Origin of the sequence: Methylobacterium mesophilicum (genome assembly GCF_022179445.1) — a bacterium.
Taxonomy (GTDB): Bacteria; Pseudomonadota; Alphaproteobacteria; order Rhizobiales; family Beijerinckiaceae; genus Methylobacterium; species Methylobacterium mesophilicum.
Genome location: NZ_BPQU01000023.1, coordinates 44970 through 71877 on the forward strand (window position 1 = coordinate 44970; position 26908 = coordinate 71877).

Below are 26908 nucleotides of genomic sequence, written 5' to 3' on the forward strand. Positions count from 1 at the left end.
GCGAGCTTCGGGGGCAGGCTGGACGAAAGCACGCTTGGCTGCACGATCAAGCAGATGGGCTTCCGTAAGCTGACGGTCCGCCCTCGCCACCACGAGCAGGAACTGGCTGCGCTGTCCGTGTTCAAAAAACCTGTCCGCCGCCGTGAATGCAATCCATACTTGCCTGCTCGCGTATGCCTGCCGCCGGGCACGGCTATTAAGGTGTCATGGCAGGATGATGCTCGCGCCGGTCAAAAGAGCACCCAGTCGCAACGTGAGACATGCAGCGGGACACGGCCCTCGGCGCCCCAGGATTGGCACACGGCGTATGCCTGTATCTTTGAAGCGATCTAACCTCAGAAGGGAAAGGCCGCCGAATCCGTTCTACCCCGGTGGAACAGGTAGGCGATAAGCCTGCATAGGGCCCAGATTATCCAAAGTGTCTTGCCCCGGGCCTACGCCATACTGATGCGGGCTGACACAGGGCTCACGAGATCGTCGTGCTAGACAACATCATCTTGCCCAAACTGCTGCCTAGCGCCTCTACTCATACCGGTGTTTTTAGAAAACTTATTGTAGAGACCTGTGGAAATTCAGATGCAATAACCGCTTCTACGATTGTATCGTCGTGGCATGCCTCTTTATCATCGACCGGTGCCGCAAATTTTAAATTGTCCTTTCTGTCAAATTTTAAAAATCATCCGCGATGTTTTGTGCGCATGGATATTCTGATTTTGATTATAATCGATATTTGTGAGTTATGTGTAATGATGCTCGTTATGTCTGTCGTCTTAACGGGCTTCTCTCAGCACTTCGTCCGCAAATTTTGTTCGCGAACCGGTGATTCCGTATGCTCGGAGAGGGTATCTGGACAATCGCCGACTGATTTCATGTCGGCAAATAGCATATTCCACTGGACTGCTTGAGCGATTGGAGCGTGAATAGTCACGTCACGAAGCAGCCGGCTGCCGTGAGTCGAAGCGAGCTTCCCGGGAGCGGGCAAGGGCATCCGACCGATCGCGTTACCCCGCAAGCCCATTGGGCATGTGCGGGGCCAAGGCAGTGGCGGGGCTAGTCCCGTCACGAGCCCGAGGCGCGCTATGCAAACTCCATTTTTCATTCAGATTATCTTTTCCCCCGCCGCCCATGTCGGACATTCGGCGCAGCTTCCGTGCCCAGGCTCGACAGCGAGCCTACCTGCCGCATCGTTTGCCGCCCCGCGGACGTGAGTGCGAGCATGTCGAACCGCAGCATCTCCTGGGCCGCCGCTCTGCGCGACTTGAAATCTGATCGCACCGTCCGTTCGGCGGTTCGCGAAGAACGTCTGCGCACCAGCGCGGGCCTGCGCGGCGCGTGCCTCCTGCCGATGAGCGCTTGGCGCGGATCCTCGAGCCGGCGTTATGTCGTCGTGATCCAGCCGCTCGATACCGTCGATTTGGTCGCAGACGACCCCGCAGTCGTCCTCGCCGTTGCCCGTGATGCCCAAGCGCAGGCTTCAATCGTCGCTGTCCGGGCCTGCGACCCTGGGGATCCAGGTTTTCTGGGCTGGCTGGCCGCCTGCGCCACGCTTGGAGCGCGCGAACTGCACGCTTACCGGTTGGCAGGAAACAAGGCTGAACGTCATGCGATCGCGGCTGACCTCGGTGGGCCCGCCTTGTCCGCGGCCATGGGGGTGGCGTGATGCCCCGGCGCGAGTTCAGCAAGGCGGTGCTTCGTGCCGCCCTCGCACGTGCGGACGGGCGATGCGAAGGCGTGCTCGTGAACGGCGGCCGTTGCCCCTGCACCTTGCAGACTGGGTGGTTCGACTACGACCATATCGTGCCGGCCGCGTTGGTCGACGATGCGTCCCTCGAGAATTGCCAGGTGCTGTGCCGGCCGTGTCACGCCGCCAAGACGGTGCTGGATGTCGGCGTGATCGCGCGGGTGCACCGGATGCGCGATCGGCATCTGGGCATTGCCGACCCGAGACGGCGTTCCTTGCCTGGCAGCAAAGCCAGCCCGTTCAAGCGTCTGATCGGTGGTGGCGTCATCTGTCGCTATACGGGGAAGCGTCTTGACAGACGAGACCGATCGAGGGACCCGTAGAGACCTTTCATTCTGGTCGAGTAATACCGATTTTCATTGATCAGAACCCATGAGCCAGGCGCGCAGTCCTATAGAGATGATGCGCCGGGGTCGGTCGATGAGGGTATTCCAGGCGTGGCAGCAGTGGTCGAGGATGTCAGCGTAGAATTTGAAGACGCGGTTGCCGAGCCAGTTGTCGCGCATGAATTGTCAGAGGTTCTCCACGGGGTTCAGTTCGGGGGAGCGAGCCGACAGGGGCAATAGGGTGATGTTGGCGGGCACGACGAGTTTCTTGGTTGTGTGCCAGACCGCTCGACCGAGCAGCAGGACGGGGTGCGCACCGGTGGCGACGACCTGGGCGATCTCTTCGAGATGCAACGCCATCGCCTCGGTGGTGCAGCGGGGCATGACGAGGCCGGCCCCTTTGCCGCGGGCGGGGCAAATCGCGCCATCCTTCGACAGGCTCAGGATGAGGGATGTAGGCGGAGGCGGTGCGTTGGTCCTTCGGCGCCGCAGGTCGCGTGCCGCGCTTGGCCCAGCGGCGGGTGATGGTGTTCTTCTGGCCGACCCGAGCCTCGTCGGCGAACCAGATCTCTATCGGCTTGCCGCCGACGGCCTGCGCGATCTCCGCCATGCGGGCGGGGGAGGCTTTTAAAAAGCCGGGGTGGCGTCCGTGCCCTGGGCGTGATGGCGCCGGGCGGGCGGAGAGCTTGCGGTAGCCCAAGGCTCGCAGGACCCGGCTCAGCGTCTGCTCGGACACCGACATGCCGTGATCCTCGAACAGGATCTGGACGAGATCGACCAGCCGCCAGCGCACCACCCCGTGGGCGGCCGGCATCGGCCCCTGCTCAATCAACGCGCGCAGCGCCTCCCGCTGCTTGACGTTCAAGCGCGGGCGAGTTCCAGGCGCCTTGCCGCCGATCAGCCCGCTCGGACCGTGCGCGTTGAACGCCACGACCCAGTCCCGCACCGTCTAAAGCCCAACCCCGCCGAAAGCGGCAGCGGCCGAGCGCGAGCCGCCCGCATAGATCGCCGACAAAGCCAGCAGGCGCCGTGTTTGGGCGGGATCACGCGCGCACCTGGCCAAGGTGCGCAGGCCGTCAGCGTCAAAGCCTGACCGCAGCGGTACCGGAGCAGCCATGACATCCTCCTCGGGCTCCAAACCCGAAGATAGAATCACCCCTCAGCCGCTGATGCTACCCCGTGAGTCGCGCTTAACGAGGGGCGGTATAAAACGTTTCATTCTGGTCGAGAAAGTGCGCGGGGTCGCCCGTACGAGTGACGCCTGTCAACGTAATACCTGCTTCCAGAATTTAACTTTTGATCGCAGCTCTGGTGTCCGAGGTCAAAAAAATTTTTGCCCCGTCTCGCCGTCGATCCGCCGAGTCAGTCTGGGCTATTGAAGCCGAGCTATACTTGCCCTGAACGTGCCTGGCCATAGCCGAGGACTAGGTTCGAGGTCTAGGCTACCATCACCACTATTTATCTGATATGTAGGATGCGGATGGGTATCTTCGGTAAAATTCGATTGAATTGTTCCCGGTGCCGGCCGATTAGTATATGGAGTAGGGCTGGCTCGATCGCGTCTGTCTGCGCTTGGGGAGCAGGGCATCTTTTGAAGCAAGTCCCCGAATTTGAGCCCATCTCAGCTTCGAGCAATTCGTACCTCAACGGCCGTTCTGTTTTATCGTCGATCCGCGTCTGAGGGCTAACGCGTTCGATAGATAAGCGGGAAGGCTTTCCGGAAAGCGCCATTGACGCCAAGGCGCGGATTTGATTACTAATGGTGTTGCCCCGCTTCGGCGGGGATTGGAAAGCATTCGCCAGCCGTCCGCTTTGGGAAGTGCTGCAGCGTAAGCCTTTCGGTTTAACTCCTCCTTAGGTGCAGGAGGCGGCAGCCCAGCTCCGTCCGTGTTCGGCGAGCGATGTGGCAGCGGGGAACGGTTTCGGCTCGTTGGGTCCAACCCCAGCGTTTTGTCGTTGCTCGCGTTCCTGCGGTCACTCACTCGTCTGATGCAGGTCTAGAGCTCAATGTCTACCCAAAAACCAATCCCAGTCCGTCAACGTGGCGCGCACGTTAACACCGCTCGCGCGGTGCTCGACACCGGGCCGTCCGGGGCGGCGCCGGCCATTGCCATCATTTACCAGCCGATCACGGCACTTCGGCCACTTGATCGCCCACTGCGCAGGCGCGGCAAGGGACAGGTCGAACGCCTCGCCGCCAACATCGAGCGGTTTGGCTGCGTCGTGCCTGTTCTCGTGACTTCTGATGGTACGATCATCGACGGCCACGCTATCTATGAAGCTTGTCGGAGGCTTGGACACCCGACATTGCCCACGATTATCATCGATCATCTGTCAGACAACGAGGTCAAAGTTCTCCGCCTCTCGCTTAATCGGGTCGCCGTAAGTACTACCTGGGACTCCGAAGCCCTTGCGAGCGAGTTCGCGCACCTGCTCGCTGTTGAACCCGATCTCGTCGCGTTCACCGGGTTCAATTTGCCGGAGATTGATTTAGCCCTGACGTCGTCCTGCATCGACGGCACCGACTCAACCGACGCCCTTCCAGAGGTACCGGCGACCGCAGTCTCGCGCCTCGGGGATATCTGGGAGTTTACCGGCAGTCACCGGCTGTTGTGTGGAAACGCCCGTGCCGGTGAGAGCTACGACGCCGTGCTCGCCAGCCAGCGCGTCCAGAAGTTAGCGACGGATCCGCCCTATGGGTGTGCCATTCGCGGTTACGCCAGCGGCAGGCACGGGGAATTCGTCGAAGGCTCCGGTATGGGTGATGCTGAGGCGACCGTGTTCTTCGAGGGCTTCCTCGGTGCAATGGTCCCACATCTCGAGGACGGTGCGATCGCCGAGATGTTCATCGATGCGCGCGGGATGCTCCCACTGTTGACCGCCGCGCGGGGCGCTGGTCTGACCCAGCTCACGACCTGCGTCTGGGATAAAGGCGTAGGTGGAATGGGCTCGCTCTATCGGCAGCAAACTGAATTCGTGCTGGTGATGAAGCACGGGCGGGCTCGGCACATCAACAACATCGCGTTGGGTCGGCATGGGCGCAACCGCACTACGATCTGGTCAGCGCCAGGGCTGAACGGGTTCGGGCGCGGGCGGGAGGAGGCGTTGGCCCTCCACCCGACTGTGAAACCGGTCGGGCTGATCGCAGACGCATTGCTCGACACCTCGAACCGCGGCGGCCTGATCCTCGACCCGTTCTGCGGGTCGGGTACGACCCTGCTCGCAGCCCATCGCACCGGCCGGATCGGGTACGGTATAGAGCTCGACCCGATCTACGTCGACGTTGCCGTCCGGCGGATGGAAGCTCTGACGGGGGCGCCCGCGCGCCATGCAGGCACGGGACTCACCTTCGCGGAGGAGGCTCAGCAGCGGGCACACGAGCCATCGGCCCAGCAGCCGGCCGCGGCCGTCGCGTCGGACGCGTGAGGAGGTCGCAATGTCCGATGAGCCGATCGAGTCGAATGACAATGTCGTCGCACGCGATGAAGATCTCGCGCCCCAGAGTTACTGCGCGGATGCTGAAGGTGTTGCACGGCCAAAGCCCGCCCGTACCGGCGGAGGCCGCTTTTCGCGGGGGCAGTCCGGTAACCCGAGGGGGCGGCCCCGCAAGCAGCCTGAGCCTTTCGTCGCGATGATGAAGCGCGTCTTGAACGAGCCTGTCCCGCTCAATCGTGGAGGGAGGCAGACTGAGATGTCATGCAGCGAGGTGGTGTTTCGTTCAATGTGCCGCGAGGCGATGACTAATCCGCGTGTTGGCAAGGAGGTCTTTAAGCTGGTGGCGGAGCACGAGGCGGTGGCCGTTGCTGACCAGACGAACGTAGACCCAGCGCAAAGTGAGGCTATGTACCAGAATTACTACATCCGGATTCGACGTCAGATACTCGCCGAACTCTCGCTGGCAGATGCAGCAAACACAGACGCGAGCGACAACGACAATCCGGGGCCCGGGTCCGATTCGGAGCAAACGCCGTGATCATGTCCGCCGCCATGATGTCGGTCGCGCTACGCACGGACTTAGTCACCTTCGTCGAGCAGGCCTTCGCGACGCTCGAGCCGGGAACACCGTTCGCGTCGAACTGGCACTACGAACACTTGTGCTGGGCCCTCGAGCGGGTGCTTTGCGGTGAGGTGAGCCGGTTGATCATCAACGTACCGCCGCGCTCGGGCAAGTCGATCATCGCCAGCGTCGCCTTCCCGATGTTCGCGCTGGGTCACGACCCGGGTCGGCGCGTGATCTGCATCTCGCATACCGAGGATCTGGCCCGAAAGTTCAGCCTTGATCGACGCCTAGTGGCGCAGAGTCCGTGGTTTGGCCAGGCGTTCCCGGGTTTCCGGCTGACGGGCTCCAGGCCCCGCGACCTCGAATTAACGACGACGTTGCGCGGCTCGGTGTTCGCGGCTGGTATGGGTGGGGCGGTGCTCGGGCGCGGCGCCGATCTCATCGTGATCGACGATCCGATCAAAGCGGTGGACGCGTTCTCAAAGGCCGAGCGTCGGCGGGTCAACGAGGCGTTCGACAACACCTTGCTCACGCGCCTGAACGACAAGCGCCGCGGTGCCATTGTCATCGTGATGCAGCGACTTCATGTCGACGACCTCGTCGGCCATGTCCGTGAACGAGATGACTGGGAGATGGTGTCACTGCCCGCGATCGCGACGGAGGATACCTGTCATCGACTCAGTGATGTGCCCGGGGACGTGTACCGGCGTCGGGTCGGTGAGTTGTTGCATGCCGAGCGCGAGCCGATGGCGGTTTTAGAGCAGATGCGGCGCGCCCAGGGCTCGCTGACCTTCCAGGCACAGTACCAGCAGGACCCTGCGCCTATTGGTGGTAATGTGATCCAGCGCTCGTGGCTGCGCAGGTACGACATGCCCCCTAGCCGCTTCGATCGGATCGTGGCCTCCTGGGATACCGCCTCGACGCTGTCCGAGTCGAGCGATTGGTCGGTGGGCACGGTCTGGGGTGCGGCGGGGCTGGATTACTATCTCCTCGACGTGGTCCGAGGGCGATGGGAGTTTTGGGAGTTGCGTCGGGAGGTTGTGGCGCTGAGCAAGCGCTGGGATGCGAATGTGACGTTGATCGAAAAAACCCAACTCGGGCACGCGCTGCTGCAGGATCTGCGTCGGACAAAGCTCTTGGCACCAATCTTGGTCGAGCCGCGCCACGACAAGGAAACGCGGCTGTTGGCACAATCAGCTCGGTTTGAGGCAGGTCAGGTGCATCTCCCGACTGATGCGCCGTGGCTGGGCGAATACCTCGGCGAATTGCTGGCTTTTCCGAATGGTCGCCACGACGATCAGGTAGATGCCACCACGTATGCCCTGCATTACTTGACTGGGAGCCAGCCTCGGGTTGAACCAAGGGTTAGGCGGACCCGCGAAAGCATTCGGGGGTTACGTCCGAAGCTTCGATCTAATTCTTCAGCAAATCTTGCTGTGGACAGCCCAGATGATGGATCAAAACGGCCGCGCCTCATTTCAGTTCCAGCCACTTGGGAGCCTGGTGACGTGATCCTATGACCTAAGTACGAAGCCTTTAAGGAAAAAAATTTGTTTCAGAAAAGACGCGGCTGGGTTGTTCTGCGTCTAATTTGGTCGGCAGTGCTGCACCACAGGGCGTCCGGGAGCCGATACAGCCGCATCACGCCCGCCATCCCGGCCAGCACCAGCAGGACCAGATACGCCAGACCGTTCAGTAGCAGGCCCGGCAGAACCTCCGGCTCGGCCCGGTCGTACCAGATCGGGTCGGCGTCCCAGTGCGGATCGTTGTCGTCCAAGACTGAACCCCCCTCCACCGCAGGCACAGGCGCGGCCCCCTCGGTTAGCAATTCGTTGACCAAGCCGAGCTCCGGCACCTCACCGCTCGCCCGGGAGCGGCCGCAGAAGGGCGCCGAGCAGAAAGCCGAGTTGCCCGCAGACCAGCAGCGCCGCGCCACGCCGCAGGCTGTCGCCCGCGCTCAGGTTGTGAATGTGTAACCCATAGGCGAGTTCAGCCGCCACCACCTCAGGAACACCGGTAGGCCCCAAACCGAGCCGAACCGCCCGAGACCCACCCCGAGCAGCGCGTTCAGCAGCAGGCCCTTCATCGTGATCCCGTCGGCAATCCGGTCGCCGCACCCCGGTTCCCGGGATGCGCGTTCCGGACAGCACCACCGCGCGCACGCGCAGGCCGGGGCACGCCTGGGCTATTTGCTTCCGCGCTGGGCGAGCACGGCCGGGACGGTGCGCAGCATGATGGCGATGTCCCGGCGCAGGCTCCAGCGGCTGGCGTAGTCCAAGTCGAGCGCCACGCGCTCGGCGTAGCTGGTGTCGGAACGGCCCGAGACCTGCCACAGGCCGGTGACGCCGGGCGGCACGGCAAAGCAGGTCGCGAACGCCCGGCCGTAGCGGGCGACCTCGGCCTGCACGATCGGGCGCGGGCCGACCAGGCTCATCTCGCCGCGCAGGACGTTCCACAGCTGCGGCAGCTCGTCGAGCGAGGTCTTGCGCAGGACCTGGCCGATGGTTGTGATGCGCGGGTCGTCGGAGAGCTTGTGCGTGGCCGCCCACTCGGCCCGCGCCCCAGCGCTGGCGGCCAGGTGTGCAGCCAACACCACCTCGCCGTCCGTGACCATCGAGCGGAACTTGAGGCAGCCGAAGCTGCGCCCGTCCCGGCCGAGCCGCATGTGCCGGAAGATCGGCGCCTTGCGGTCGCCGGCCCAGACCAGCACGGCGATCAGCAGCATCAGCGGCAGCAGCAGGAACAGCGCGGTCGCCGCCACCCCGATGTCCAGCCCGCGCTTGGCCGCCCAATCCAGCCGAAGCCCACGGGCCACGAACGGCGTCTCCGGCAGCACCGCTTCCGCCACAGCCTCGGCTGCCTCGCTCACCTGACCGGCCACGTTCGACATCTCAACCCTATGGTGCGGCGCAGAGGCAAGGTGTGAAACTGGAGAGCCGGCCTCGCGCAGCATGGATTGGCTTTCTGGATTGAGATGGCGACGAGATAGTTAACGACTTGTTAGTGGCCATTTCTAACGAACTATTAGCCCCGTTACAAGCTCGGCTATGTGGCCAATCGCAGTCTAGCGTGTGTTTATATTGAGAAGATATGTAATGTATCCATGCAAATTAGGTCCGGAATTGGCGAAGCGAGAGAGAGGGCGGTGGTGGCATCCATCAGGTCTCGGCGTAAATCGGTACAGTGTCGGTATAGAGATGACCGGTGTTAGGGCGCCGTTTCTTTGGTGCGACGCACGCGAGGTCGACATCTCCAGTCCCGTTTACCGCCTCCCAGATGCCCAGACCTCCAGCCCGGGCGACGTTCAGCTTGTGGGGGCATCGAGGGCCCCAGGGGACCAACACTAGGGTCAAATTGACAAAAACTACGTACTCGAAGGTTCGGAGCTGCATCCTGACGGCGACGTCTAAACCTGCATCTCGTGCAGTTTGTTGGCCTCGTCCCTGCATGCATGAGGCCACTTCACGGCGTCCCATCCGCGCAACGGAAGGCGGGATCTGATCGCTCAGATGTGGGACGCTTGGAGCCCAGCCGAGTGTCGCGGTGGTCAGGTTTAGAGCGTCATGCCGCTCGCCTCGCAGAAATGCTGATGGTGGAGTCGCTTCATTGCTCTGTATAGGCAGTCGGACATCTGAGCGTGAAGCCGTAGGGGAGCGGACGACATGGCGGTTCTGGTGACGGGGGGGGCCGGGTATATCGGCAGCCACATGGTTCTGGCTTTGCTGGATGCCGGCCACGAGGAGATCGTGGTGCTGGACGACCTGTCCACCGGCTTCGACTGGGCCGTGCCGGAGGGCGTCAAGCTCGTGGTCGGCGACGTCGCCGACCAGGCGCTGGTGACCCAGACCATCCTGCAGCACCGGATCGACGCGCTCGCCCACTTCGCCGCCCGGATCGTCGTGCCGGACTCGGTGGCCGACCCGCTGGGCTACTACCTGGCCAACACCGTCAAGACCCGTGCCCTGATCGAGGCCGCCACCCGCGCGGGCGTGCGCCACGTGATCTTCTCCTCCACCGCGGCCGTCTACGGCGAGCCCGAGGTGGTGCCGGTGCCCGAGGACCTGCCGCTCAACCCGATCAACCCCTACGGCCGCTCCAAGCTGATGAGCGAGTGGATGATCGCCGACGCGGCGGCGGCGCACGGCTTCACCTACGTGGTGCTGCGCTACTTCAACGTCGCGGGCGCCGACCCGGCCGGGCGTTCCGGGCAATCGACCCCGGACGCCACGCACCTGATCAAGGTGGCGACCCAGGCCGCGCTCGGCCGGCGCGAACGGCTCGACGTGTACGGGACGGACTACCCGACCCCGGACGGCTCGTGCCTGCGCGACTACATCCAGGTCTCGGACCTGGCCGAGGCGCACCGGGTGGCGCTGGATCACCTGCGCGGGGGCGGCGAAAGCCTGACGCTGAATTGCGGCTACGGGCGCGGCTACTCGGTGCTGGAGGTGATCGAGGTGGTCAAGCGGATCTCGGGGCGGGACTTCGACGTGCGGCTGTGCCCGCGCCGGCCCGGCGACCCGGCCCGGATCGTGGCCGAGGCGGGCCGGATCCGGTCGCGGCTCGGCTGGCAGCCCCGCCACGACGACCTCGACGCCATCGTGGCCCAGGCGCTGGCCTGGGAGGACAAACTCAGTACGCGCAATCGGATCTAATCGACGCTAAAGCGTGGTAATACAGGACTCAAGATATGAATCCTGGCAGAGGATGCGTGAATGAGAGTTGCAATCGTACATTATTGGCTCGTGGGCATGCGCGGCGGTGAGAAAGTCGTCGAAGCCCTGTGCAAGATGTATCCCCAGGCCGATATCTTCACCCACGCCTACGCCCCGGATTCGATCTCGCCCGTCATCAAGGCCCACCGTATCCAGACCTCGTTCATCGGCCGGCTCCCGTTCTCCGCGACGCGCTATAAATCCTATCTGCCGCTGATGCCGATGGCCCTCGAGCAGCTCGACCTGCGCGGGTACGATCTCGTGATCAGCAGCGAATCCGGGCCGGCCAAGGGCATCATCCCGCCCTCGAACGCGACCCATATCTGTTACTGCCATTCCCCGATGCGCTACGTCTGGAACATGTTCCACGATTACCGCGAGCGGACGGGGTTCCTGAACCGCCTGCTGATGCCGCCGGCCGCGCATTACATCCGGAACTGGGATGCGATCTCGGCGAGCCGGGTCCACGAGTTCGTGGCGAATTCGGCGACCGTGGCGCGCCGGATCGAGACCTATTACCGGCGCAGCGCCACCGTCATCTATCCCCCGGTCGACACTGATGCGTTCGGTCCCGTTCCCGAGCAGGAACGCGGCGATTACCACCTGATGGTCGGCGAGCTGGTCCGCTACAAGCGCCCAGAACTGGCCATCGAAGCGTTCAACCGCCTGCAGAAGCCCCTCGTGGTGATCGGTGGCGGCGAGATGCTGCGCGAGTTGCGGAGCCTGGCCGGCCCGCACGTCACGATGCTCGGCCCGCAACCCTTCGCGGTGTTGAAGCATCATTATGCCCGGTGCCAGGCCCTGATCTTCCCCGGCGAGGAGGATTTCGGGATCGTGCCCGTGGAGGCCATGGCGAGCGGACGGCCGGTGATCGCATACGGAAAGGGCGGCGCGACGGAGACCGTCCAGGAGGGGGTGACCGGGACCTTCTTCCACGAACAATCGGTGGACGCCTTGATCGCCGCGATCGAGCGTTGCAAAGCCATCGCGCCGAGGTCCGAGGCCCTCGTCGAGCGGGCCTCAGAGTTCAGCGTCGAGCGCTTCTCCACGGCGATGGGTGAGTTCATCGACGGCGTGCTCGCAAGGGGTTACCAGGGTCATCGCCCCCCGCTGGCCGGTGGACAGCTCGACCTTCTGAATTGAGGTTGCGTCGACCGTCTTGTTTTAAGCCCACCCTATAACTTGGCGCGAAAGATTAATTTTGATGTCTGAGTCTGTCGGTGCAGTCTACCCCATGATCCTGTGCGGCGGCACGGGGACGCGCCTGTGGCCGGCTTCGCGCGAGAGCATGCCCAAGCAGTTCGCCCGGCTGGTGGACGCGGAACGCTCGACCTTTCAGGCGACCCTCGCGCGGGTGTCGGATACGGCCGTGTTCGCCAAGCCCACGGTGATCGCCTCGGCCGAGGCCCGGTTCATCGTGGCCGAGCAGTGCAGCCAACTCGGGATCGGCGCCGACATCCTGCTGGAGCCACAGGGGCGCGACTCCGCCGCCGCCGTGGCGGTGGCGGCCCTCCACGCCGCAGCGATCGACCCGCAGGCCGTGGTCCTGATCATGGCCGCCGACCACGTCGTGCCGGACACGCAGGCCTTCGTCGACGCCGCCCGGGCGGCAGCCGTCGGCGCGCGGGCAGGCTACACCATGACGCTCGGCATCGAGCCGACCCGGCCGGCCTCCGATTACGGCTACATCCGCCGGGGCGCGCCGATCGCGGAAGCGCCCGGGGCCGCCCGGGTGGAGAAGTTCGTCGAGAAGCCGGACCGCGCCGGCGCCGAGGCGCTGATCGAGGACGGCGCCCTGTGGAACTCGGGCTACTTCCTGTTCCGCGCCGACTTGATGCTGGCCGAGCTCGAAGCCTTCGTGCCGGACGTGCTCGAGGCCGCCCGCGCCGCGCTCGACGCGGCCGTGACCGACCTCGATTTCGTGCGCCTGGATGCCGAGGCCTTCGCGCGGGCGCCGAAAATCTCGATCGACTACGCGGTGATGGAGCAGACGGCGCGCGCCGGCGTGCTGCCGGTGTCGTTCCCGTGGTCGGATGTCGGGACCTGGGACGCGGTTTGGCAGGTGCTGGACCACGACGCCGAGGGAAACGCGGTGCGGGGGCGGGTGTCGCTGATCGGGACGAAGAATAGCCTGGTCCACAGCCAAGGCGGCGGCCTGACCGCGGTGGTCGGGCTCGAGGACGTGGTGGTCGTGTCGACCCCGGACGCGGTGCTGGTGGCGTCCAAAGCCCGCTCGGGCGAGGTTAAGCAGCTGGTCAACGCCCTGCGGGCCTCGAACGAGCCGGAGGCGGACGCGCATTTGCGGATGTACCGGCCGTGGGGCTGGTACCAGCGGATCGATATCGGCGAGCGCTTCCAGGTGAAACGGATCCAGGTGGTTCCGGGCGGGCGGCTGTCGCTACAGAAGCACTACCACCGGGCCGAGCACTGGGTGGTGGTGCGCGGCACCGCCGAGGTGACGGTGGACGACCGGGTTGTGCTGGTCCACGAGAACGAGGCAGTCTATCTGCCGATCGGCTCGATGCACCGGCTGAACAACCCTGGGAAAATCCCGCTTGAGCTGATCGAGGTGCAGGTTGGATCCTATACAGGCGAGGATGATATCATTCGCGTTGAGGACATTTACGGACGCTAAGTAAAATACACTTTTGGGGCGGATTGTTCTAATAAAGAAAATGGCGTTGAGCGAGCGTGTGAAAACAAGAACCAGACAATTCCGGCCGAGTAATCCATGCGACGTCAGATCTGAAATAAAGGAAAGCTGCCTCACTCACCGTCGATCGGAATTCCAAAACCGGATAAAGTCACAAATTTTTTGTAAAACCAGGCTTCTATGACGGTCTATCGATCCAAATGCCCAATTCTGTCAATGGGTCACACGTGAATTTTGGATTCCCCATGCTGTCTGTAAGTTCGGGACGATCCGAGAAAACAATAGGCGACGCGAACCGAATATTGTAATTGGCGAACCTCGTGACACGGCAGGACTGCAAGTCGTCAGACAAGTTTGCAGCCCGAGTCCGCAGAAAGGGTATGTTTAGGTCGGCGTTTGAGCCTCGGCGAGCACCACGACTCGTGCTCGGCATTAACTGCGGCTTTGCAAAGAAATAAGACGGTTCGTTGAAACGACTATAGAAGCACCCTTATGCGCCGAGGAACAAACTCATCCGTCGGCTCACGCGGCGGCAACTTGACAAGAAACAACAGCTTGTACGCTACTGTCTGTAGTTAGCAAGACCGAGATTCGACGCCACATTGTTCAACCCTGAACTTGAGGCCCGTATCGGGCACCTGTCTCGTACAGACAACAAAACTCATGTCTTGCATCTTGAGAAATGCACTGCGATTCGACGGAGAAGGATCACGATTTTGATTAGCACGAACGCTACGATCCACTTATGGATGCTAAAGACCTTTGGCGGGCGTGTACCCGCAAGCCCTTATCGATGCCCACGTCAGGCGCCGTACAACGCTCGACGACCCTTCTAAGCGACGACTAACCAGCGCTATTTCCTTTCGGTATTTTACTTCCGATTTACCTATGGCGCCTGCTACGAAAGAATCTCAAGCTTTGATCGATATGTTATGAGAATTATATTACAAATGGACCGCGAAATTAGATCTTACGGCTTTCAATTTTACTGGGGGAGGGGGCTTCTCATGCCGTCAAAAGTGAAATTGAGGTGAGTCCAAGCAAGCTTTCTTCACAAACGCAAATTCGGCCACGAGACCTAAAATACGCCTTATGATACCCATTGTATAATAAGCCAAAGTGGTAATGAAACCGACGCTGCTGCGACATCCAAGCTGATTTACTTGCAGTTAAGACTTTTGCATGAAAATCAAGCCAAAAGCGCGGTATGCACGGAATAATTCGGACCAAGATCCAGAATATGTTCATTAAAATTTTAACGAAAAATCTGTTAAAAACGGCGTCGATTGAGCGATGAGAGCAGATAAAATCGTGATGGCGTATAAAGGGTCCATTGAAATACGGGCAGCTCTGACACGCTGTCGATCAGCGTTCATTGGTGTGGCGGTGATGAGCTGCCTACTGAACTTACTTTATCTGACTGGCTCATTTTTTATGCTCGAGGTCTATGATCGCGTTATTCCCAGCCGTTCCATGCCTACCTTATTAGGTCTGTGTACACTTGCGTTTGTCCTCTACAGCTTTCAGGGCGCTATCGAGATCCTGCGTACTCGGATACTAACCCGGGTTGGTATGGCCCTCGATGAAGCTCTCAGTGCACGTGTCTTCAATATTATGGTGCGAGCGCCCCTTAAAAAGGAGGCAACCCATGGCGACGGTCTTTTGCCTCTGCGCGACCTTGAAACAATACGCGCGTTCTTTGGAGGATCTGGACCGTCCGCTTTTTTTGATCTGCCTTGGATGCCAATTTACCTGGTAATTTGTATCTTATTTCATCCATTGATCGGCATAGCTGCTATAATCGGCGTTGCAGTACTGGCCATCTTTGCGTTGCTCACGGATCGCGCCACTCGTACTCCAGCGCTGACCGCGACAACGAAGGGATCCCAGCGTAACAGTTTGGCGGAGGCTGGAGGCCGCAACGCCGAGGTAATCGCTGCATTAGGCATGCAGGAGCGCTTTGCGGCTCGCTGGGGAAGAATTAATTATGATTACATGCAAGATCAACAAAAAATCTCCGATGTCGCTGGAAGTTTCGGCGCGACATCAAAAATTTTTCGTATCGCTTTGCAATCGGCTGTATTGGCATTGGGCGCTTATCTCGTAATTAATGGACAGGCGAGCGCCGGTATCATCATCGCTTCCACTATACTAGTCGCCCGTGCCTTAGCTCCAGCAGAACTCGCTATTGCCAATTGGAAGAGTTTCGTTCAGGCCCGACAGTCATGGATGCGACTATCGGGCCTATTCAACCAGTTTCCAGTCGAAACGCCCCCCCATGCAATTCCAGCACCCCGTCAAACACTTGACGTAATGAATTTAAGCATTGCGCCTCCCGGTAGCCGGCGCTTAACAGTTCAAAATGTAAGCTTTAGTCTCAAGGCGGGGCAGGGGCTGGGCATTATCGGCCCTTCAGCTTCGGGCAAGACGAGTTTGGCGCGGGCCTTGGTAGGTGTTTGGGCAGCGGTGCATGGAGAAGTCCGTCTTGACGGCGCGGAGTTAGCCCAATGGACCGCCGACGATCTCGGTGAACATGTCGGTTTCCTACCTCAAGAAATCGAACTATTCGCCGGGACGATTGCTGAAAACATCGCTCGTTTCCATCCATCCGCCCCTCCGGAGGCAACGGTTACGGCTGCGCGAGCGGCAGGTGTCCACGAAATGATTTTGCGCTTACCTCAAGGCTACGACACACGTATTAGCGAGCGGGGTTCTGGTCTTTCAGCTGGCCAGCGTCAGCGAGTTGGACTAGCGCGAGCACTCTATGGAGACCCTTTTCTTGTCATTCTCGACGAACCTAACGCAAACCTCGACGCCGAGGGCGAAAACGCCCTAACTGACGCAATCCTTGGCGTTCGCTCGCGTGGCGGTATCTGTATTGTAATTGCCCATCGTCCATCTGCGCTCGTCGCTATCGATCTTATACTAATGTTGAGTGACGGTCGGATTCATGCTATCGGACCCAAAGATCAGGTTCTCAACCATGTGTTGAAACCAGCTGCAGTTTCTGTTAACAACAGATTTTAAGGCAGTGATCTCGATACCATTCAAATAAACCATTGTTTTCACGAAAGCGCGACATGAATGCCATTTTCGGCGCTGGATTCCATAACAATAATATGGCGTATTCGAATTCTACGGCCATACAATCGATCCGGAAGCATCTCACAATATGCTCGTGGCTCGTTTCGTTTTTAGTAGTAATAATTGGAGGATGGGCGGCTTTTACACAAATTTCTGGCGCGGTGATTGCGTCTGGTCAGCTCGTAGTTCAGTCCGACGTCAAGAAGGTTCAACACGCCTCCGGAGGAGTGATCGGCGAATTGCGGGTCAGCGAAGGCTCTAAAGTCAAAGTAGGTGATATCCTTATCAGGCTAGATGACACTCAGACCCGTGCAAATCTCGATATTGTCTTGAAAGCGCTCGATGAACTAACGGCGCGTCGCGCTCGCAACGAAGCCGAGCGCGACAATGTCGGTCATGTGCTATTTCCGGGTGAATTGTTGGCTCGCGAAAAAATTGATCCAGCTGTCTCAAACTTGATAGAAGGTGAGACCCGATTATTTAATTCGCGCGTAGCCGGTCGCGTAGGGCAAAAAGCTCAATTGAACGAGCGTATTCAGCAATTGCGGGAAGAGATCAACGGTCGGGTTGAGCAGACGGCCGCTAAAGTACGTGAGTTCAATTTCATAACCGGAGAGCTCAGAGGAGTACGCGAACTCCATGCAAAAAATTTGGTGCCACTTTCTCGTGTAAATGCTCTTGAGCGTGACGCGGCACGCCTTGATGGTGAGCGGAGCCAACTGATAGCCTCGATAGCATCGGCGCGCGGCAAGATCGTTGAAACGGAGTTGCAAATCCTACAGATTGACAGCGACATGCGTACGGAGACCAGCAAGGACTTAGCTGAGATCCGGGGAAAATGGTCCGAATACGTGGAAAAAAGAGCGGCTGCCGAAGATCAACTTAAACGTAGCGACTTAAGAGCGCCGCAGTCGGGGACGGTACACCAGTTGACGGTTCATACTATTGGAGGGTTAATAACACCCTCCGAGCCGGCAATGCTCATCGTGCCAGAGGCAGATCAGCTCGCGGTGGAAGTAAAAATCCAACCACAAGACATCGATAGCGTTCATATTGGACAAGCGGCGGTTCTTCGCTTCTCCGCGTTCAATCAACGTGTTACCCCGGAAATTGAGGGCAATGTTAGTCGTATTTCGGCCGATGTAATAATTGACTTGAAAACAGGGCTCAATTACTATACCGTTCGCATCCAAATCCCTGAAAAAGGCAGGCAACAGCTCGGCGACGTGCGTCTGGTTCCTGGTATGCCGGTTGAGAGCTTCATGCAAACCGGCGATCGCTCAGTTTTCAGCTACCTCGTTAAGCCACTTTCCGATCAAATTGTTAAAGCATGGCGGGAACGGTGATAGACATGTAGATGCATGAACTGTCATGGAACTGGATCTATCTTGAATTTCAAACAAAAATATTTTCGTGCTGACAATTTATAATCATACAAATATATAAACAAAAGTTATTTTTATTTTGAGGCGCAGCCTGAAGATGCGCTAGCTGTTCGGCTATAGAACTTCGTTGGGATGCGGCATTTTAAGCGATCGAGCCTACGCTCGGCAGTTAGACGGAGTAGCGCCGTCGGTCTGCCAGGGTGGCTTGACCTGCCCCCGTTCGGTGGCCCAGGTTCGAAGTTAGTGCATCGTCGGTCGCGTGACGATGGCGCAGAACGAGCGGACGGCACTGATCCGCTCGGTTCGGTTGGCCAGATGACGACCTCTGGCGCAGGCGGCTGGTAGCCGAGCGACGAGTGCGGCCAGATGCCGTTGTCGTGCTTCCGCCATCGCTCGATCACAACGTTGGCCTCCTTGAGGGTGTAAAACACCTCGCCGTTGAGGAGTTCATCCCGCAGCTTCGCGTTGAAGCTCTCGTAAATCACCGTTCTCCCATGGACTGCCCGGCTCAATGTAGGCGGTCGTCGATCCCACCGCCGCGATCCAGTCCTGAACGGCCTTGGCGATGAACTCCGGTCCATTGTCCGAGCGGACATGGCCTGGCACACCGCGTAAGCTGAACAGATCCGAGAGCACGTCGATCACGTCCAGCGCCTTCAGTTTGCGGGATACGCGGATGGCCAGACACTCGCGGGTGAACTCATCGATGACGTTCAGCATCTGGTACTTGCGCCCGTTGTGCGTGCGGTTCTCGACGAAGTCGTAGGACCAGACGTGGTCAGGCCGCTCCGGCCGCAGCCGCAGGCAGGAGCCGTCGTTGAGCCAGAGGCGCGACCGCTTCGGCTGACGAGCGGGAACCTTGAGGCCCTCGCGGCGCCAGATCCGCTCGACGCGCTTCACGTTCACCGTCCAGCCGTCACGCCGGAGCAAGGCCGTGATTCGACGATAGCCGTAGCGCCCATACTGCAGAGCCAGAGCGACGATGGCGGCCGTCACAGCGACCTCATCCTCAACCACGACGGCGACCTTGCGCTGGGTCGAACGATGTTGGCCCAGGACACGGCAAGCGAAGCGTTCCGACACGCCGTGCTCGGCAACGACGAAGTCGACACATGCCCGGCGGCGTGCCGGGCTCAGAAGTTTCCCGAGGCGGCCTCCTTTAGAATCAGCTTCTCCAAGGTCAGGTCGTAGATCGCTCGACGGAGGCGCTGGTTCTCTGTCTCCAGAGACTTCAGCCGCTTGACCTGGTCACCCTTCAGACCGCCGTACTCGGAACGCCAGCGATAATAAGTGACTTCCGTCACCTCGATGGAGCGGATTGCTTCGGCGACCTTGCGACCCTGCGAGACCAGGACATCGACCTGGCGCAGCTTGGAGACAATCTCTTCAGCCGTATGCTTCTTCCGTCCCATGACGACATCCTCCACATGGCTCGAAGCCATACCTCAGGGAGGACCTCTTTCCGGCTCTTCGCCAAGTTTGGTGGATTGGGTCGGCTGGGGGTGCTGGGAGGTAGCTCCTGGCTGAACCGGGCAGGGATTCTCAGATCAGGGCATGACCCTTCTCTGTTACATCCCCGGTTGTCGCGTTCTCCACGTCACGCGTGCGGAGAGCACTGCCCTTCGCACTGCCGCTCAAGCGAAGCGCGATCATGCCCGTTGCTCAGGTTGTCGTACGGTCAGCCGGTCAGTGCATAGTCGCTATCACCGGCGTCCCGCCGACCTACCGACGAGCGGTCAGGAGGTGCGCCTGAACCTGACGATCCGGCGCTTCTACTGCCACGATCCTGCTTGCGCGCGTCGGACCTTCGCCGAGCGTCTGCTCGCCTCCTCGACCGCTACGCTCAGAGGACCCGCCGGCTGGCCGATGCCCAGGTTCGGACCGCGCTGGCGCTCGGTGCCACGCCCGCCGCCCGGCTGCTGCCGCACCTGGCGATGCCGACCAGTGCCACGAAACTGCTGAGGGGCATCCGCAAATGGCCGCTGCCGACCCGATCCAAACCGATCATCGTCGGGGTAGACGACTAGGCCCTGCGCAAAGGCCGAACCTACGGCACCATCCTGGTCGACCTCGAACGCCGCCATGCCATCGACCTGCTGCCGGATCGTTCGGCCGCGACGCTGGCGGCTCGGCTCCGGCGAGACCCGCAGATCCAGGTCGTGGCACGGGACCGCTCGACGAATATGCGCGTGGGACCACCATGGGTGCGCCCGATGCCGTTCAGGTCGCAGACCGATGGCATCTCCTGCTCAATACCCGGCAAATGGTCGAGCGCTGGCTCGCCCGCGTCCATCCGCGTCTGAAGCTGTTGCCGGCCGTGGCGCCGTCATCGCCCTCGATCCGGCGCGTCACGACCTTCCCACGCGCACCGTCCGAGATGCTCGCGCGAGCTGCGGCCCGCGGCCGATGGGAAGCGGCCTACGATGACGTGCGTCGCCGCCATGCGGAGGGACAGTCGCTTCGGCGCATCAATCGCGAGACCGGCTTGGCCCGGGCCACGGTGCGCAAGTACGCCTTCGCCGCGAGCTTCCCCCGGAACGGCATGCGCGAGCCGCAGCCGAGCATGCTCGATCCTTATCTCGGGCACCTGCATGTCCGCCTGGATGAGGGGTGCGAGAACGCGACGCAGCTCTGGCGCGAACTTCAGGGGATCGGCTTTGCCGGCACCTCGAAGCAGGTGCATCGCTGGTTGTCCGAGCGGCGCGCAGGCTTGGCCGGAACGACTATCCGGTCGTCGCCAGCACCGACCGACACCCGTGTTCTGACCTCCACCGCATCACCCCTGGCCTCATCCAAGCAGCTGTCCTGGTATCTCCTGCGGGAGCCCGAAGACCTCGGCCCTGAGGCGGCTGCGGTCGTCTCGCGTGTCCTGCAGGATACCGAGGCGGCCAAGGTGGTCGATCTCGGCCGCCGGTTCTGCCGGATCGTCCGGAGCCACTGTGGCCAGCAGCCGTCAGGAAAATCAGATGTCCCGGCGTTCGATCAATGGCTGGGCGAAGCGCAAAACTGCGGCGTCCGCATCGTCGAGAGCTTCGCTGCTAGCCTCGGCCAGGATAGAGATGCTGTTCGGTCCGCACTGACACTGCCTTGGAGCAGTGGACAAGCCGAAGGCCAGATCACGCGTCTCAAGCTCTTGAAGCGCGCCATGTACGGCCGCACCCGATGCGGTTGCAAGCGGTGCTCCTGCCAGATCCGCTGCGCGGAGCGGAGTGAGATGCCGGTCCGCCCAGCGACGACGCGGCCAGTCCAGTGCGTGACCTCGTCCGGCGATTCGGAGCAGGTCAGCGCCAGCACCTTCGCCACGGTGCGGGTGGAATGCGGCGGGGCGCCGGGTGGGCGGGTCTTGTCCCGCAGCAGGCCCTCAACGCCCCCCTAGGCAAAGCGCTGCTGCCAGCGCCAGACTGCGGGCCGGCTGACGCCGGCCCGCCGAGCCAGGTCCTGCACGCTCAAGCGTTCGAACGAGAGCAGGACGATGCGCGCCCGCAGGATGTGCTTGAGCGGGCGGGATCGATCGCCGGCGATCGCGGACAGCGCTGACGCGGTGGCATCGTCGAGGAGCACGCAGACGGTCTGAGCCATCGCCCAGACTCGCATGCATCATCTCCTGTGTGAATCCTCTGACCGCGTCAGTGCACTAGAACCGGTGATGAGATATTGGCAAACACCGACGCCCGATCAAGGACACACTTTGAAGGTATCAGGTGTGAGTGACCCAAACAATCAAATTCTTTTAAAATAGGAAGAGGAAATTAACCGGTAAAATAAAGTTGCTAGAAGACTAATGGGTTGCTAAATTGATTGAATGAAATTTGAGGCGATGCAAATAAGACGAGACGAAAAACGCAAGTGATAAAATTAAAAATAAATAGCAATATCCCAACATGAAAAAGGGAAATACAGATATGTCAATCACGATCTACCTATTTTCCTAAGACTAGGTAGCTTCCATTGATGAAAGCTAACGTTAAAAATTTTTGAGTGCGGATGCAGGATAAGATGTCAACTTTAAATACCTGTTCCATGCGGTTTGGAGGCTTCCAAGTGAAGGTCAGTAAGTGTCTTTATGTTATTTTATTATTCTTTGTTTTTGTAAACAAGGCCACGGCAGCAGAAAATCCGGCGCAAAAATATCTGTTGGGGCCAGGAGACCGGTTATCGATTCGAGTTTATGACCTGCGAAAAAACGCTGGAGAGGCATACCCATGGACTGCATTGAATGGGGAATTCTCCGTTGGCGCAGACGGTTTCGTCTCGATGCCAATTCTTGGTGAGGTTAAAGCCGCGGATGGCACTACTGCGAACCTTGCGGCTGCGATCGGTAATACTTTAAAGCAAAAAGCTGATCTTGCAGAACTCCCCGCAGCATCTGTAGAAGTGATCCGATATAGGCCATTCTACGTAATCGGCGCGGTTCAACAGCCCGGGAAATATGAGTTTCAGCCGGGAATGACCATCCTACAAGCAATAAGCACGGCTCAAGGTATTGTGCGGGAGTCGGATTTGTATAATAAAAAGCGTGGTGTGCTCGATTCAGGGGGTGAATTAGAATCGTTGCGAGCAGAACGAATTTCATCAGAAGCAAAATTATCGAGATTGTCTGCTGAGGTTTCTGAAGCCTCATCTATTCAAATGACCGATTATCTTACGGCAATTGCGACCGACCCGCATGTCGTTAAGGCAATGCGAGATGAAACTCTTTTGTTTAATACTAGAAAAGAAGCACGGCTGTCCGAGATAAATGCAATTGAGCAATCAAGGCAAATATATAAACAAGAACTCGTTTCACTGAAGGCGAAAAGTGGCACGCTCGAACGGCAGCTCGAAATCAGTCGCAAGGAACTTGCTCAAATAAACGACTTAATGACAAAAGGTCTGTCGATTAACTCTCGTCAGCTTGCAGCAGAACAAGTACAGGCTTCCTTTGAAAGCAGCGGGTTGGATATACAGTTGGCTACTCTTCGAACCCAGCAAAATTTATCTCGAACTGATAGAGATGTGATAGAACTAAAATCACGCTTCAGGAAAGAAGCGCTCGACGAATCCGTCGTAACGAGATCAAAAATCGATCTGAACGAAATCAAACAGCGTACCTCATCTAATTTACTTGAAATCGCGCTTGATCACTCGCCGGGTTATAATAGCACTGAAGATAAACTAGTGCTTGAGCTGACACATATCTCAGAAAAAGGTCCCGAAACGCGTTTTGCAAATGAAGATGAACAGATTGCGCCTGGCGATGTTCTTCGAGTATCTCAGGAGCTGACTGCTAGACAACAAAATAATATCTTATCTAAAAAAACAAAAGAACAAAATCCTCCTGATATGATATCAAATAAGCCCAGAATTTCGGGTGAGATAAAATGACGCTGTCAAAACCTTCGATTGAGCAAGAAGAGGTGGACAGTCGCCGGTTTGCGCGCAATACCGCAATGTCGTGGCTTTCCAGTTTAGTGAAAGGCGTTTCGCAGCTAATTATGCTTCCTGTGATGGCGCATTTACTCGGGCCCTCTGCCTTCGGAATTTACGCTTTAGCGCAGCCAACTGTAAGTTTTTTTGTTACTTTAGCTGAAAGCGGGATTGGGCTGTCTTTAGCGCGGGAGGATGAAGCAAATACACTTATATGGTCAACGGCGTATTGGCTTTTGCTATTCAGTTTTTCTATAATGGCGGTATGTGTAGCTGCATCGGGCTATATACTTTCGGCGCTGACCGGCCATGCTGAGCTTATATCTGTTATGCTCATTTTATCCGCAGCGCTTCCGTTGATGGCAGTTTCGATTGCACCGGATGCGCGCATCTTAAGAAGGGGAGACTTGAGCTTTCATTCAATGACTGAAATGGTAAGTACAATAGTTTCGTCATTTGTTGCGATTGCGGCAGCATTTTCAGGCTGGTCGGTCTGGAGCTTAGCTTTTCAGTATTTATCTATATATGTGATCAGGGCGGTGATGCTTAATTTCATCGCCTTTAAGCGGCCATCCTTTGAATTTCAGTTTTCCGCGCTAGCGGGGCATTTGAATATGAGCGGCGCGCTTTTAGCTCGGCGCTCCGGAGAACTGATTGCCAAATCATTCGAAAATGCGCTCTATGAACGTATATTTGGCGCAGCATCCCTCGGTTCATACTCTGTTGCGACACAAGTGACGCGATTTGGATGCGACTTGTTTATGAATCCGCCAATCGGATCGCTGTATGCCTTTGCCATTAGAAATGAGGAGCGCAACGTCCGAGCACTTCATTTTAAGATATTTCGCTATCTATCATTTGTTCTCATTCCTGGTGTAGCTCTTGCCGTTGCAATAGCTCCAAGTTTATTTTCGTTGGTCCTTTCAGATAATTGGTCACTAGCTGCGCTTATTTTTCAGCCTCTAGCCTTGGGTTATGCATTTACTGCTCTGTCCGGCCTAAATGACGCAGTCTTGATGAGTGGTAACAAGACTTGGCGGGCGACCATTCCTGCCCTTTCAGCCGCGATAGGCCGTATTTTTGCCGTCTCAGCAGGGTTTTGGTTCTCTCCCGTTATCGTAGCTTGGCTCGTGTGTTTCCTTTTTATTGCGCAAGCTATATGGTTGATTTTAGGCACGCCGAGAAGCCTTGCTTTTGGATTGCATGTTTTGTTTAGAACATGGGCTTCAGCTTCATTCTGTGCAGTTGTCGTTTATATTGTCTGTTCGGCCCTTCTAGATATCGGTGACGGGCCAGCCTTTCTAGGAATTGCTATTTTGGGTGGTGTCGTTTCCTGGTTTCTAACGGTGTTTGGCTTTTTACACAAGGAGATACGTTCTCATGCTGCTCCTTTCATACGTAACAACTTTTTTCGCAGATAGGGTATCAAGATTTATGCGTTATAATTACCCTAAGTAATAGACAATCGCGCTGGCTTTTTCCGTTGAGGTTTTCCTATGGATGGATCGAAGCTTAATAACCGTGCGAAAGACGGCGGCCTAAATGTATTCGTCCATTTGGCGTTTGATAAAGATCCAGAGGTTTGGAGGAGGGCTTGGGCAGATGGCAATCTCGTTGGGCGTAATGACGAAACTCCTTATGGCTACAAACGCGCTTCAGAGATGGGTTGTAATGTAAGTTTTTCTCAATCTCGGGGGGAGGGATTTATAAAGAAAGTTCTTCGACTTGGTGTGCGGTTTATATTAGGGTTTGACCTAATCCACGCTATAAACAATAGTCAAGAAATCCGAGATGCGGATGTAGTATGGACGCACACTGAGTCGCAGTTTTTAGCCGTTTCGGCCCTTTTAATTCGAGCTCCTTACCGGCCAAAGATCATCGGACAAGTTGTTTGGCTGATAGACCAGTGGCCCAATATTTCGGTCGTTCATAAGTATTTGTATCGGGCATTAATAGCGAAAGTCGACGTTATTACTACGCATTCTCAGTTGAATCTCGACGTGGCAAAATCTATTTTTCCAAAGCAACGAGTTGAATTAGTTCGGTTTGGTATTCCGGCTGAAAATCCGACACCTCCAACAATGCGGAATGCCGAACCAACAAGCGTTATCTCTGTCGGAAATGATCGCCACCGCGATTGGCCGACACTTATTGAAGCGGTTGGGGGAAACAAAGGCATATTATTAGAAATCTTTTCCGGTACTGCTTCGAGGCGTCGTTCTAGAAAATGGGATAATATAACGATCAAACCGGCGCAGAGCAATGACGAGCTTGTAGCGGCTTATGGTCGTGCAATGTTAGCCGTTGTACCTTTGCGCAGCAACTTGCATGCGAGCGGAATCACAGCAATACAGGAAGCGATTTTAGCCGGATTACCGGTCATTGCGACGGATACAGGCGGCTTGCGATCATATTTTACTGACGATGAGATTACTTATGTTCCCGAAGGTAATGTAGTGGCTCTTAGCGCTGCAATAATATCCGTATCTGAAAATTACCAGCACCACTTCGAAAAAGTGTTAAGGGCCCAATCTCGGTTCAATTTACGCGATCTCGGTGCAGAATCGTATATAAGGAGTCATGTTGTTCTCAGCAATGATTTAATGTGTTCGAAAAAGTGATAAAGAGGGTAAGTAATTTTTGATCGGCTGCTCTTTTGATTGGATGTTGAAGGCATCGTTGATGCACTTGGTTAAGGGTAGATTCCAGCGTGGGTGCTTCAGCGGCTGTTTTTAGAAAAGCTAGGTCTTGTGCGTGGCCGCCTTGTCGAGAACTAGATGTTCATCGAGGGCGTTCAATTGATTGGCTTTGACTTCATCAATACAGGTCCGGAGCTTGATGGAGAAATGACGTCGATAGCCGTGGCTGATTACGCGCCCGGCTCGTATGTCAGTGGCGCGAACAGGTTGGTCGTTCCGCTCCGTCGATAGTCCTGGGTATAACGCTAAAGCCGTGCCCTGGCAGGTTGAATCGCTTGGGGTAGGCGATCTGGCTGGCGTGTGATTCACTGGCTGGGCTTGCGATGGAGGATTGCCATGCCTTCAGCCCTGTCGGTGGATCTGCGCGAGCGTGTGGTCGCTGCAATTGAAGCGGGTGCATCGCGGCGTCAGGCGGCCAAACGCTTCGGGGTCGGGGCGGCCAGCGCGGTCCGTTGGCACGAGCGGTTCCGGCAGGACGGGCAGATCGCGCCCAAGCCCATGGGTGGCGACCGCAACTCGCAGCGTGTGGAAGCGCAGGCGGCCCTGATCCTTCGGCTCAACGAAGAACACCCGCTCTCCTTCCTGCGGAGACTGCGCGACAGGCTCTCGGAACGCGGCGTCCGGGCAAGCACGAGCAGCCTGTCACGCTTCTTCGCCCGGCATGTGATCACCCGTAAAAAGGGGCTGTTCACGCGGCTGAGCAGGAGCGGTCGGATGTGAGGGCCGCGCGCGAGGACTGGTTCGATGGGCAACCCGACCTTGATCCAGATCGCCTGGTTTTCCTCGACGAGACGGCGGCCGCCACCAACATGGTGCGGCCCTAGAGCCATGTCCGGCTGGGTTGAATCGTTGGGGGTAGCGGGCAGTCTGCGGATCTGATTCGATGTTGGGCTTTCCGA

At 58.3% G+C, this 26908-nt stretch carries 16 protein-coding genes and 6 pseudogenes; 15 read left to right on the forward strand and 7 right to left on the reverse strand.

Features of this window, described 5'->3' with window-relative positions:
• Nucleotides 1–1216 precede the first annotated feature (1216 nt).
• Nucleotides 1217–1660 (forward strand): hypothetical protein, encoded by a 444-nt coding sequence (locus tag MFF40_RS20285; protein ID WP_238261969.1) that lies wholly within the window; start codon nucleotides 1217–1219, stop codon nucleotides 1658–1660.
• Entirely contained in the window at nucleotides 1660–2064 is a 405-nt protein-coding gene (locus tag MFF40_RS20290) for an HNH endonuclease signature motif containing protein (RefSeq protein WP_147898311.1), read from the forward strand. Before MFF40_RS20285 ends, MFF40_RS20290 begins: the two co-directional genes overlap by 1 nt.
• 33 nt (nucleotides 2065–2097) lie before the next feature.
• Here MFF40_RS20290 and MFF40_RS20295 read toward each other — a convergent pair.
• Nucleotides 2098–3223 (reverse strand): annotated as a pseudogene (locus tag MFF40_RS20295) (IS630 family transposase).
• Nucleotides 3224–4137: 914 nt separating this feature from the next.
• Here MFF40_RS20295 and MFF40_RS20300 point away from each other — a divergent pair.
• The 3 genes from MFF40_RS20300 to terL are packed head-to-tail and all read left to right on the forward strand — an operon-like array spanning nucleotide 4138 to nucleotide 7587.
• Nucleotides 4138–5493: a DNA modification methylase gene (locus tag MFF40_RS20300; RefSeq protein WP_238261971.1), complete on the forward strand. Its 1356-nt coding sequence runs from the start codon at nucleotides 4138–4140 to the stop codon at nucleotides 5491–5493.
• 10 nt (nucleotides 5494–5503) lie between these two features.
• Nucleotides 5504–6040 (forward strand): DUF5681 domain-containing protein, encoded by a 537-nt coding sequence (locus MFF40_RS20305; RefSeq protein WP_147898309.1) that lies wholly within the window; start codon nucleotides 5504–5506, stop codon nucleotides 6038–6040.
• A 2-nt stretch (nucleotides 6041–6042) separates the two neighbouring features.
• Nucleotides 6043–7587, forward strand: a complete 1545-nt coding sequence (terL, locus tag MFF40_RS20310) for a phage terminase large subunit (RefSeq protein ID WP_238261991.1) — start codon at nucleotides 6043–6045, stop codon at nucleotides 7585–7587.
• Between the two features lie 35 nt (nucleotides 7588–7622).
• Here terL and MFF40_RS20315 read toward each other — a convergent pair whose 3' ends face one another.
• The 3 genes from MFF40_RS20315 to MFF40_RS20325 form a co-directional block, all read right to left on the reverse strand.
• Nucleotides 7623–7844: a hypothetical protein gene (locus MFF40_RS20315; protein WP_147898307.1), complete on the reverse strand. Its 222-nt coding sequence runs from the start codon at nucleotides 7842–7844 to the stop codon at nucleotides 7623–7625.
• Nucleotides 7845–7923: 79 nt separating this feature from the next.
• Nucleotides 7924–8067: a hypothetical protein gene (locus MFF40_RS20320; RefSeq protein WP_238261973.1), complete on the reverse strand. Its 144-nt coding sequence runs from the start codon at nucleotides 8065–8067 to the stop codon at nucleotides 7924–7926.
• Between the two features lie 185 nt (nucleotides 8068–8252).
• Entirely contained in the window at nucleotides 8253–9020 is a 768-nt protein-coding gene (locus MFF40_RS20325; protein ID WP_147898306.1) for a sugar transferase, read from the reverse strand.
• Nucleotides 9021–9729: 709 nt separating this feature from the next.
• Between MFF40_RS20325 and galE the strand changes: the two genes are divergently transcribed.
• The 5 genes from galE (at nucleotide 9730) to MFF40_RS20350 (ending at nucleotide 17865) form a co-directional block, all read left to right on the forward strand.
• Nucleotides 9730–10722 (forward strand): UDP-glucose 4-epimerase GalE, encoded by a 993-nt coding sequence (gene galE, locus MFF40_RS20330; protein WP_147898305.1) that lies wholly within the window; start codon nucleotides 9730–9732, stop codon nucleotides 10720–10722.
• A gap of 60 nt (nucleotides 10723–10782) precedes the next feature.
• Complete coding sequence (locus MFF40_RS20335; protein WP_147898304.1) at nucleotides 10783–11925, forward strand: glycosyltransferase; 1143 nt, start codon at nucleotides 10783–10785, stop codon at nucleotides 11923–11925.
• A 61-nt stretch (nucleotides 11926–11986) separates the two neighbouring features.
• Nucleotides 11987–13417, forward strand: a complete 1431-nt coding sequence (locus MFF40_RS20340) for a mannose-1-phosphate guanylyltransferase/mannose-6-phosphate isomerase (RefSeq protein WP_147898303.1) — start codon at nucleotides 11987–11989, stop codon at nucleotides 13415–13417.
• 1311 nt (nucleotides 13418–14728) lie between these two features.
• Entirely contained in the window at nucleotides 14729–16462 is a 1734-nt protein-coding gene (locus tag MFF40_RS20345) for a type I secretion system permease/ATPase (protein ID WP_238261975.1), read from the forward strand.
• A gap of 92 nt (nucleotides 16463–16554) precedes the next feature.
• Nucleotides 16555–17865: an HlyD family type I secretion periplasmic adaptor subunit gene (locus MFF40_RS20350; protein WP_238261992.1), complete on the forward strand. Its 1311-nt coding sequence runs from the start codon at nucleotides 16555–16557 to the stop codon at nucleotides 17863–17865.
• Between the two features lie 279 nt (nucleotides 17866–18144).
• Here MFF40_RS20350 and MFF40_RS20355 read toward each other — a convergent pair.
• A pseudogene (locus MFF40_RS20355) lies at nucleotides 18145–19316 on the reverse strand (IS3 family transposase).
• 142 nt (nucleotides 19317–19458) lie between these two features.
• Here MFF40_RS20355 and MFF40_RS20360 point away from each other — a divergent pair.
• Nucleotides 19459–21061 (forward strand): annotated as a pseudogene (locus tag MFF40_RS20360) (ISL3 family transposase); the annotation flags it as partial.
• Here the strand turns inward: MFF40_RS20360 and MFF40_RS20365 are convergent.
• Nucleotides 21052–21483 (reverse strand): annotated as a pseudogene (locus MFF40_RS20365) (helix-turn-helix domain-containing protein); the annotation flags it as partial. The pseudogenes MFF40_RS20360 and MFF40_RS20365 overlap by 10 nt on opposite strands.
• Before the next feature lie 462 nt (nucleotides 21484–21945).
• Between MFF40_RS20365 and MFF40_RS20370 the strand changes: the two are divergent.
• The 3 genes from MFF40_RS20370 to MFF40_RS20380 all read left to right on the forward strand — a co-directional run bounded on the left by MFF40_RS20370 (nucleotide 21946) and on the right by MFF40_RS20380 (nucleotide 25931).
• Nucleotides 21946–23268, forward strand: coding sequence for a polysaccharide biosynthesis/export family protein (locus tag MFF40_RS20370; protein ID WP_238261977.1), 1323 nt, complete (start codon nucleotides 21946–21948; stop codon nucleotides 23266–23268).
• Nucleotides 23265–24731, forward strand: coding sequence for an oligosaccharide flippase family protein (locus MFF40_RS20375; protein ID WP_238261978.1), 1467 nt, complete (start codon nucleotides 23265–23267; stop codon nucleotides 24729–24731). The genes MFF40_RS20370 and MFF40_RS20375 overlap by 4 nt, the downstream gene beginning before the upstream one ends.
• 75 nt (nucleotides 24732–24806) lie before the next feature.
• Nucleotides 24807–25931: a glycosyltransferase gene (locus MFF40_RS20380; RefSeq protein ID WP_147899445.1), complete on the forward strand. Its 1125-nt coding sequence runs from the start codon at nucleotides 24807–24809 to the stop codon at nucleotides 25929–25931.
• 123 nt (nucleotides 25932–26054) lie between these two features.
• On the opposite strand, the pseudogene MFF40_RS29080 reads toward MFF40_RS20380, so the two are convergent.
• Nucleotides 26055–26254: pseudogene (locus tag MFF40_RS29080) on the reverse strand (IS630 family transposase); the annotation flags it as partial.
• 91 nt (nucleotides 26255–26345) lie between these two features.
• Between MFF40_RS29080 and MFF40_RS20385 the strand changes: the two are divergent.
• Nucleotides 26346–26827, forward strand: a pseudogene (locus MFF40_RS20385) (IS630 transposase-related protein); the annotation flags it as partial.
• Nucleotides 26828–26908: the final 81 nt, after the last annotated feature.